A 9,834-nucleotide genomic window follows, 5' to 3' on the forward strand; every position below is an offset into this window, starting at 1 on the left:
GCTCCCTGACATACTTTAAATATTGCTCAAGGCTATTTTGCCACAGTACCAACGCTTCTGTGAGTGACTCTATAAGCGGTTTGTTATCGAGTAAGCGTCGTTCTATTTTTTTTAACTCTATACCGTAGCGGTTAAAACCGAGCTGTAAAGCGGTACTTGCTTGGCGATGGAGCAGCTTGATACATTGTTCTTTATCTTCATCTAATAATTGCTGAGCACGGATCAGCTTGTTGCGTGCGGATAATACAAACTCGTTGTAAATAGACGAAATCTCGTCTTCACTAAAAGAGCTTTTTAATGTGTCTTCTGCGGTATTGTCATATAAAACATCACTCAGCTCAACGGCAATACTGGGTGCATGGCTGCTTTGTGAATCACTTAATGCTTGGCGTAATTTTTGTTGTTTAATTGGTTTACCAACAATGTCTTTTATTCCTAATGAGAAATACTCTTTGATTTCGTCAGGGCTTAAACTGGCAGTAAAGGCGAGTACTGGGGTACGTTGATTTTTATGCTCCATACCTTTGAGGGTTTTAAGTACTTCTTGGCCAGTCAGATCTGGCAGGTTCATGTCTAATAGCACAACATCAAAGTGGTACTCTTGCATCAGGTTAATAGCACTTTTACCATCGCGGGCGAGCTTGATTTTATGCTCATCATCAGCCATAAATTCTATGGCTATTTTTTGATTTAAATCTAAATCCTCGACCAGTAATACATCTAATCCAGTTAAATAATCTTTTGATTGATGGCGCTGTTCAACAAGGCTGAGTTCGCCAAGCACAAGCGTGATATCAAAGCTAAACGAACTGCCTTTATCTAACTCACTGGTAATATCAAGTTGGGAGCCCAGTTTGGCTAGTAGGCGGCTGGTGATAGCAAGGCCTAGGCCTGTTCCGCCTTTTTCTTTACCTGCGCTACTTTGTACGTATGGCTCTGTAAGGTATTCTATTTCATCATCTTCAATGCCAGGCCCCGAGTCAATTACACTAATACGAATATGATGTTCAAGTTGGCGCTCCTCTAATAACTCTACGCGAATTTTAACTTCACCTTTGTCGGTAAATTTAATCGCATTACCAACGAGGTTAATGATGATTTGCCGAAGTTTTTGTTGGTCGCAGTAATAACAAGCTTGCTCTGGGAGGTTATAAATTAACTCAAACTTTAAGCGTTTCTGCTCAGCTAGTGGGCTAAGTAATAAACATAAGTTATGCAACCAGGTTTTAAATTCTACGTCTTCCTCATAGAGCGCTTCGTTGTGTTGGTCTAGGCTGGCGTAATCAAGTACTTTATCAACCAATAAGTTAAGTGATTCTGCAGAGTTTATAATGGCTTCGCAGTAAGGTTTATCACGGGGATCGGTTGATTGATTCAAAATTAGTTGTGCGCTACCTAAAATACCATTGAGGGGGGTGCGAATTTCATGGCTAATAGTTGATAAGAATAGCCCGCGAATTTCTAAATCTTTTTGCGCTTTGCTCGTTAGTTGGTTGAGATTTTGCTCTCTACGCTCATTACACAGTAACGCCATTCCAGTGGTATAAAATATTGGCGCAATCACACCATTGATCAATAACGTAATGGTAAACCAGTTTTCTTTCAGTAGTGTTAGGTTGTTCACACCTTCCATTAAAAAAACTCGCCCAGTAAAAATACAGCTGATAATCGTAAGGATCAAAATATAGACGATGCTACCGTTAGGGTAAGGTTTGCGCGCAAAGCGAATAAATAAATAAAGTAAGAAAAATGCTTCGCTTATATGCTGTAAATCAGAGGCCAGCATACGATTACGTAGGTTAGAGTCAACTACGGTAAAGTACATTAGCAACGCTCCGCAAAATAAGGTTGCTAATACAAAAAACCGAAACTCTTTGCCGCGATAACCTAAAAATTGGCTGATTGTTAACGCATGAATGATGGATGCGCTAAACCATAAACTATTTGCAAGTACAATAGTGGCGGTGCTATCGAAATGACCATGTAAGGCAAAGCTCATCAAGGCAATAAATAGCACTAAAGGATAAAGAATATATAACACTGTGCCTGGAGTGTTTTTGTTGGCGCGCCAAGTTAAAAAATTGAGTAATGCCATGACGACCATCATGGCGGCGCTGGCAGAGTAGAGCGTGAGGGAGTCGAGCATTCATATTCCAAGCAGATCGAGGTGACGAGTTTAGAATAATGGCAATTGCGTTTGTTAGCAAATATCGCGCTCTTGAATAAACAAAAAACAGGCACAAAGTACCTGTTTTTAATATTAAAATAAGAGTTGCTAGGCTAGCGAATTTCGTCAGGAATATTTTGTTGTGCCCACGATAATAATTCAATACGATTACGACATTTTGTCTTTCTAAATGCGCTGTATAAATGAGTTTTTACCGTGTGTGGACTAATGCTTAACGCTTCAGCTATTTCTTTATTTTTAGAACCATTACTCATCAAAGAGATTATTGCTTTTTCACGCTTAGTTAATTTTACTGGTTCAATATCACCGTCAGTAAGTTTATGTAATGCGTCTTTATTAAATTGCAGCATACGGTTTAACGCGTTGCACATGATATCACGACGATACCACAGCTGGTCTTCCAGTAATAAACGAATGCCTTTCATTAGCACATCAGCGTTGTCGGTAGTATAAAAAACCCCCCGAATACCGCTCAGCAATGCGCGATTAGCAAGTTCTGGATTTTCGTCTAAGTTGAATAATACGATATCGCATTTAACTCGTAGGTTGACCAGTTGCTCTTTCAATTTACCCCAAGCGTCTTGGCTTGATGTTTCGATAAACAATAAGCGCGTTCCCTCAGGAACTTCAGATATGTTTGTTCCGTTAGTAACATTGAGCCCTTGGGTTTTTAATAAAGGCTCTAATACATTAATACCAATTGTATTAATTGGCTCTAGATCTAGTAACAAAAAGGCTGTACTACTCATACTTATATACTCTTGAATAAAGTTGACCAATCAATCCTAACATGCAACCCGCTCCTTTTGTATTAGAAATTTATTACTTGGGGGTAAGATATGCATAGTTTTATAACGTTTTTCGTATTTTTCACAAAGGAAAAATTTAAAAATAACTGTAAATGATTGAAATTAATATAAAATAATATTTTTTCCAAAGTTGGTGTTTTTTTACAAATATTTACAGTAAACCAGTTTAAATTAAACCTTTTGTCTTATCTTGATAAGGAGGCCATCCCATTATTTTACCAGCTAGCATATGTAAATGGATATGATAAACAGTTTGCCCGCCATGTTCATTGCAATTCATTACCACGCGGAAACCATCCTCTGCAAAGCCTTGTTGTTTGGCTATTTTCGCAGCTACCACATACAGGTGGCCAACAATTGGCGCATCTTGCTCAGTAATATCATTGATGGTCGCAATCGCTTTTTTCGGGATAATCAGCACGTGAAAAGGGGCTTGAGGGTTGATATCTCTAAACGCTAAACTAAGCTCATCTTCGTAGATGATATCAGCTGGGATCTCGCGGTTAATAATTTTAGTAAAAATAGTTTCTTGGCTCATTTAAAGGGCTCTTTGTCGGTTGTACTAAAGTCACTAATGACAAACTTTGCCTGCAGTGTCAAACTGAAATCAAACAACAAGGAGCTATTATGCGTAAACAGATATTATTAAGCGGTATTGTGTCATTATTTTTGAGTGCGACAAGTGTGGCTGAAACCGTTAATTTTCCTGAAGAAATAGTCCCATTACAAGTGGGCGATAAGAAAATTGAACATTCATTTTTCAATCGTGTTGATGAAATCGAACTAGTTCCTGGCGTATATCAGGTCAAACTTAAATACACCGATCTGTACGAGCAAGGTTACGATGAGCATCAAGTTATCGACTCAGAACCATTTTGGGTGACGATGACCATTGCTGCTAATACAGATTATGATGTGGTGTTTAACCGTGCTGATAATGCGGTAGCAGCAGAAGTTTTTGCAGAAGCGCCGCAAGTGAGCTTACAAGCAAAAGGAGCGTCATTAGGCACGCCACTGGCTATTATAGCTGAGCCTGATTTGACAAGTAGTGCCAGCTCTCAAGTTGCGACAGTGCAAGTAGCGCCAACAGCAGCATCAACAACCAGAGCTGCACCTAATGCTGCTAATTTACAAGCTCCAGTTTCTCGCCCTGCACCTAATGCAGGTAATGCGCCTAGTGCTGCCGCCATGTTAGATTTTTGGTGGCAACAAGCCAGTGCTCAAGAGCAGCAAGCTTTCATTGATAAAGTCACTAAAAATAAATAGCGCTGATTAAAATAGATAGCAAAAAGGGCGAATAAATCGCCCTTTTTTAATTTTGAGTTATTTAGCTATTACTTAGCAAACAAGTCGTCAATAGTACCTTGCGCAAGTGGGTGGTAACCCGGGCGCGCTTTTAGGTATACGTCATGTGCCCATTCACGTTTACCATTAGTAATTAGAGCTTTGTATAACGGCACGATTAACTTGCGACGGCCAATACCTGATAAGTGTTTATCAAGTGCTGGATAGATAGGTTGATAGCCATTGCCAACCGCAAGCATAAACCAAGCAAAAGCACGCTCTGCGTTAGTTGATTGTGTAAGATTGAACTCACTGTCTAGCATCGCCATTTTATCTAGGCTTAAATCACGTGGTAAGTTATTTAAAAAGTGTAACCACTCATGCACAGTCCAATTTGCCGTAGGAAGTTGTGCGGCTGTTGTTTCACCTTTTAACCATGCTGCAGTTGCACTATCTACTTTATCGAATGCATCTGAGGTTGGGTTTGGTGCATCGCTCGGTAAGCCAGGCTGAAAAATCCACTCGTTTACTTTATCCATGCTAACAACACCTGGATACTGTTCAATTAAGTTCGCTTTTAAGTAAGTAACAAACTCTGCGGTGGTCAAAGATTTGAATGAAAACTCTTTAAAATAGGCTTTTACAAATGGGTCGAACTTGTCGCGACCATACTTGTTTTCAAGGTAAATTAAGAATAGCTGGCCTTTAGTATATGGCACTGAGCTGAATGCATCGTCCGGATCGCGGCCATTAAGTTTTAAGTTAAGGCGAGTATCTGGCGCTGCAATAGTTTTAAGTTGAGCACGCAGGCCTGCAGCGTCAAGCGCTTGCTCCATAACCGCACGGTCACGACCATAAACTTCTTCCATAATACGGTTTTCAACGTACGAGGTAAAACCTTCATTCAGCCATAAGTCTTCCCATGTAGCATTGGTTACTAAGTTGCCAGACCAAGAGTGAGCAAGCTCATGAGCGATTAAGTTAACTAAGCTTTTATCGCCAGCAACAACCGTTGGAGTGATAAACGACAGGCGTGGATTCTCCATGCCACCGAAAGGAAAGCTCGGCGGTAACATTAAGAGGTCATAACGGCCCCAAGCATATTCACCGTACATGGTACTTGTTTTATCGATCATCGCTTGCGTGTCTTCAAATTCAGCAACTGATGCATCTAAAATGGTTGGTTCAGCAAAAATGCCGGTTTGGCGTGACATAGCTTTAAATTCTAGATTACCAGCGCCAATCGCAATTAAGTAAGGAGAGATTGCTTGAGGCATATCAAAAATGTAATCGCCATCTTTATAAAGTGCATCTTTGTTGTCAGCACTCATCACCGCACGAACATCTTTAGGTGTATGAATACGTGCCGAGTAAGTTACACGCATCGCTGGTGTATCTTGTACTGGGATCCAACTACGAGCATGAATTGCTTGCGATTGGCTGTACATAAACGGATGAGTTTTACTGGCTGTTTGCTCAGGTGTTAACCATTGTAAGCCTGATGCTTCTGGGCGACTATTGTAGTAAATGCGTACTTTTGCTGCTTGGTTTTTAAAAGTAATAGTTAACTTTGAGCCTTTAACATCATCACGTGCAGCAAGGGTAAATTTTGCTTTATGCCAGCCACCAGTTTGATCTTGATACATTACTTTATCAATATCTAAGTCACGGGTATCAAGTACCAATGTTTTGCTGTCGGCATTTTGCCATTGTAACGTATGCTCAACAAAACCTTCTAACTGCTTGTCGGCAAAATCAACGTCTAAATCAAGATTTAAGTGTGTGGTAATAACATCATCAAGATTAGCATAGGAATTTTGATCAATGGCACTGGCCATTGCTTGAGAGCACATACCTGCCATTGCGAGGCTTAAAAAAAGTGGTTTAAGTTTCATATTGACCCTGGACGGAAATAAAAAGTGCAGGTTTTATATCATGATTGACCATCAGGGTTGAGCAATTTTTACAATCTGATGCGCGTTTTGCGACGATAGGTTACACTATTGCGATTAGTGACAATTAACCTTTGGGGCATTTTGTGGCTCTCTCTTTGCAAGCTTTTCATACATTTTCTTTACCGAGCCAGTGTTCACAACTGTGCGAAATCACTGACCTTACACAATTACAGCTACTGACGTTTGATAGCCCTTTTTGCATTTTAGGTGAAGGTAGTAACACGGTATTTTTAAGCGATTATCAAGGCACTGTAATTAAAATGGCGACTACCGGTATCGCCATCATTGAACGCGACAATGATTACTTACTTGAAGTTGCTGCAGGAGAAAACTGGCATCAGCTTGTTGCATATACGCTCAAACAAGGGATGCCTGGGCTTGAAAACCTTGCTTTGATCCCCGGCACAGTTGGCGCAGCACCGGTACAAAATATTGGTGCCTATGGTGTAGAGCTGGCAAAATTTATTGAATACGTAGAATATTTTGATATCGCCACTAAGCAGCTCATCCGCCTTAGTTGTCAACAATGCGAGTTTGGCTATCGAGAGTCTATTTTTAAGCATCAATTAAAAAATAAAGCAGTGATCACTTGTGTTGCATTGGCATTACCAAAACTTTGGCAGCCAGAGTTAAGCTACGGTCCTTTACAACAGCTTGAGTCGGTAACGGCGCAGACGGTTTTTGAGCAAGTGATTAAAACTCGTAACAGCAAATTACCGGATCCTTACATACTTGCCAATGCCGGAAGCTTTTTTAAAAACCCAATTATAGAAAACCAGTTACTTAGCGAATTGCTCGTCGCGCATCCGCAGTTGCCTCATTATTACTATGATGAACACCACCATAAAGTAGCTGCCGGTTGGTTAATAGAACAAGCAGGGTTAAAAGGATACCGTATCGCAGGAATTGAAGTGCATCAGCAACAAGCATTAGTTTTAGTTAATTATGGTGGCAGTGAAGGCAGTGACCTAATTAAAATGATTCAACATATCCAGCAGCAAATATGGCAACGTTATCAAATAAGCTTACAGCACGAAGTTCGCTTGATGAATAATGATACTGAATGCCATATCGGTTTAGGGGAGTTAGCATGAAGGCGCCGGATGGTAATAAATTAGCAATCTTAAATGCGCTCAATCAGGGTGGCTTTATCTCTGGGCAATTACTTGGTGAGCAACTTGGCATTAGTCGCGCCGCAGTGAGTAAACATATGCAAAGTTTACAAGCGATGGGGCTGGATATTTTTAAAGTTAGCGGTAAGGGTTATAGCCTTAATAACTCCGTGGGCTTGTTAGAGCAAAATAAGATCCAGCAATATTATCAAGGCTTGAACGCCAGTACGGCAAATATCGAAGTGCATCCGATCATTGATTCGACCAACAGTGAGTTAATGCGCCGTATTGCGGCTAAACAAGCACTGGATTCAGGCACCGTCGTCGTCGCGGAAATGCAGCAAGCAGGGCGTGGGCGACGCGGACGCGTTTGGCAGTCTCCATTTGGTGCGAACTTGTATTATAGCTATTTCTGGCGCTTAGATGACGGGCTGCAAGCCGCAATGGGTATGTCTATCGCAGTAGGCTTAGCTGTTTACGATACGTTAAAAGCACTGTATCAGTTAGATATTGAACTCAAGTGGCCAAACGACATTTATCTTAATAAAGAAAAGCTCGCAGGTGTTTTGGTCGAATTAGATGGTCAGCCACAAGGGCCATGCCAGCTCGTGATAGGTATTGGTATTAATTTGCAAATGCCCACAAGCTACAGCCAGCAAATCGACCAAGCGTGGACTGATTTGAGCCAACATAGCCAACAGATTGATAAAAATCAGCTGGTGGCACATTTAACATACCACCTTGAGCAACGATTAGCGCAGTACAGTCAAACTGGCTTGCATGACATGTATCAGCAGTGGAACGAACTCAACGCCTTTGCAGGACAGTGTGTGGAGTTAAATACCGGGCATAGAAGCTGGCGCGGTATCTGTGAAGGCATAGATCCACAAGGTGGTATTCGTATTCGCCAAGATGGTGAGGTTAAAAGCTATTACGGTGGTGAAATTTCACTACGCAAGGCAGTTCAATGAGATTATTAATCGATGTAGGTAATACAGCACTTAAAGCAGCGCTATGCCAGCAAGGCGAAATCAAGCCGTGTGATGTTAGTGCGCTACCTTGGCGGAAAATTAACGAGCTGGTTTATGCAAGTGTTGGTAAAAATGAGCAACTCAATGGACTATTAGCACAAGCATCGGCATTTCAGGTGCCATGTTTTGAAGCGAAAGTGACTAAACAATTGAGTAACCTTAGCTGTGCGTATCAACAATTTAGTAATTTAGGTATTGATCGCTGGCTTGGTTTAATTGCTGCTTTTCAATTATGGCCGCAACAAGATTGCATCGTGATAGACACAGGCACAGCCACAACAATTGATGTACTTACAGCACAAGGACAACATTTGGGAGGTTGGATATTACCTGGCCTTGATCTCATGACACGCTCATTAACACAGAATACGCAGCGTGTTTTTGATGATGCCAACACGCCTTTTGCGAATGAGCTGGGTGTAAACACACCTAATGGTTTAAAAAATGGCGCGCTAGTGGCAACCTTAGGGGCTGTTGAACAAGCAAAATTACATTTAACCAATAAAAAACCTCAACTAATTTTTGCTGGTGGCTATGGTGCATTATTGAAAGCGCAATTTTTAGACGCGATTTATGATCCGCAATTAGTGATGAAGGGGCTCAATTACTGGTATGAATTGAGCAAAAATTAACAAAAACAGGCTGTTTTGCCTGATTTGTGAGCGTTCGGCACATAAAATCACATTTTTTTTAATTTTCTTGTTGCATCACCACCAACCTTCCTCTAATATCTCGCCCCGTACTAAAGCAGTGCCGACTTAGCTCAGCTGGTAGAGCAACTGACTTGTAATCAGTAGGTCAACCGTTCGACTCGGTTAGTCGGCACCACTTTCCTTTTACCGAAAGTGTTTAGTAAAGAATTATCGTGGAGGGGTTCCCGAGCGGCCAAAGGGATCAGACTGTAAATCTGACGGCTCAGCCTTCGCTGGTTCGAATCCAGCTCCCTCCACCACTTTATTCTTGACGGTTAGAGGTAGTTTAAGAACAGGTTGCTAACGCGGGCATCGTATAATGGCTATTACCTCAGCCTTCCAAGCTGATGATGCGGGTTCGATTCCCGCTGCCCGCTCCAGTTTCTGGTGTTGCTGATATAGCTCAGTTGGTAGAGCGCACCCTTGGTAAGGGTGAGGTCGGCAGTTCAACTCTGCCTATCAGCACCAGTCTTAGAATCTTCTTGATTACTTCCTTTATCTGTCAGAAAATACTATTTGAAATTTGAAAAATTTAACTTAATCTACCTCTGGTGGATTATTTTCATATGTAATCTAGATACACAAAACTGATAGGTTCCGTCATGGCAAAAGCAAAGTTTGAACGCGTAAAACCGCACGTAAACGTAGGTACAATCGGCCACGTTGACCACGGTAAAACTACCCTAACTGCAGCAATCACTAACGTACTTGCAAAAGTATACGGCGGTGTTGCTAAAGATTTCGCATCAATCGATAACGCTCC

General features: G+C 41.3%; 9 protein-coding genes and 4 tRNA genes. 9 read left to right on the top strand and 4 right to left on the bottom strand.

The genetic code is table 11. From position 1 onward, the window contains the following. From H5158_RS21655 to H5158_RS21665, 3 genes are all read right to left on the bottom strand, one after another. Positions 1-2,146 (bottom strand): ATP-binding protein (locus tag H5158_RS21655; RefSeq protein ID WP_182740884.1); only part of this gene is annotated, 2,146 nt, incomplete at its 3' end. A 134-nt stretch (positions 2,147-2,280) separates the two neighbouring features. Further along, positions 2,281-2,937, bottom strand: coding sequence for a response regulator transcription factor (locus H5158_RS21660; RefSeq protein ID WP_149983340.1), 657 nt, complete (start codon positions 2,935-2,937; stop codon positions 2,281-2,283). Positions 2,938-3,163: 226 nt separating this feature from the next. Continuing rightward, a complete protein-coding gene (locus H5158_RS21665; protein WP_149983339.1) occupies positions 3,164-3,535 on the bottom strand; it encodes a histidine triad nucleotide-binding protein in 372 nt (123 codons plus the stop codon). An 89-nt stretch (positions 3,536-3,624) separates the two neighbouring features. Between H5158_RS21665 and H5158_RS21670 the strand changes: the two genes are divergently transcribed. Further along, on the top strand, positions 3,625-4,263 hold the full coding sequence (locus tag H5158_RS21670; RefSeq protein ID WP_149983338.1) for a DUF2057 family protein: 639 nt from the start codon (positions 3,625-3,627) through the stop codon (positions 4,261-4,263). Positions 4,264-4,331: 68 nt separating this feature from the next. Here H5158_RS21670 and H5158_RS21675 read toward each other — a convergent pair whose 3' ends face one another. Then, complete coding sequence (locus H5158_RS21675) at positions 4,332-6,176, bottom strand: M1 family metallopeptidase (RefSeq protein WP_182740885.1); 1,845 nt, start codon at positions 6,174-6,176, stop codon at positions 4,332-4,334. A gap of 143 nt (positions 6,177-6,319) precedes the next feature. On the opposite strand from H5158_RS21675, the gene murB reads away from it, so the two are divergent. The 8 genes from murB to H5158_RS21715 all read left to right on the top strand — a co-directional run. Next, positions 6,320-7,330, top strand: coding sequence for a UDP-N-acetylmuramate dehydrogenase (gene murB / locus H5158_RS21680; RefSeq protein WP_182740886.1), 1,011 nt, complete (start codon positions 6,320-6,322; stop codon positions 7,328-7,330). Then, the gene (birA, locus tag H5158_RS21685) at positions 7,327-8,319 is read left to right on the top strand and encodes a bifunctional biotin--[acetyl-CoA-carboxylase] ligase/biotin operon repressor BirA (RefSeq protein WP_182740887.1); all 993 of its coding nucleotides are present in this window, start codon (positions 7,327-7,329) and stop codon (positions 8,317-8,319) included. Before murB ends, birA begins: the two co-directional genes overlap by 4 nt. Continuing rightward, the gene (locus tag H5158_RS21690; RefSeq protein ID WP_182719320.1) at positions 8,316-9,011 is read left to right on the top strand and encodes a type III pantothenate kinase; all 696 of its coding nucleotides are present in this window, start codon (positions 8,316-8,318) and stop codon (positions 9,009-9,011) included. Before birA ends, H5158_RS21690 begins: the two co-directional genes overlap by 4 nt. Positions 9,012-9,131: 120 nt before the next feature. After that, positions 9,132-9,207: transfer RNA gene (locus H5158_RS21695), tRNA-Thr, on the top strand. Between the two features lie 39 nt (positions 9,208-9,246). Beyond that, positions 9,247-9,331 (top strand) — tRNA-Tyr (locus tag H5158_RS21700). Between the two features lie 45 nt (positions 9,332-9,376). After that, positions 9,377-9,451: transfer RNA gene (locus H5158_RS21705), tRNA-Gly, on the top strand. Between the two features lie 12 nt (positions 9,452-9,463). Continuing rightward, positions 9,464-9,539, top strand: a tRNA-Thr gene (locus tag H5158_RS21710). 134 nt (positions 9,540-9,673) lie between these two features. Beyond that, positions 9,674-9,834, top strand: a 161-nt coding sequence (locus H5158_RS21715) for a GTP-binding protein (RefSeq protein ID WP_246175643.1), incomplete at its 3' end; no start/stop codon positions are given.

The organism is Pseudoalteromonas sp. SR45-6, assembly GCF_014163545.1.
Lineage (GTDB): Bacteria > Pseudomonadota > Gammaproteobacteria > Enterobacterales > Alteromonadaceae > Pseudoalteromonas > Pseudoalteromonas rhizosphaerae.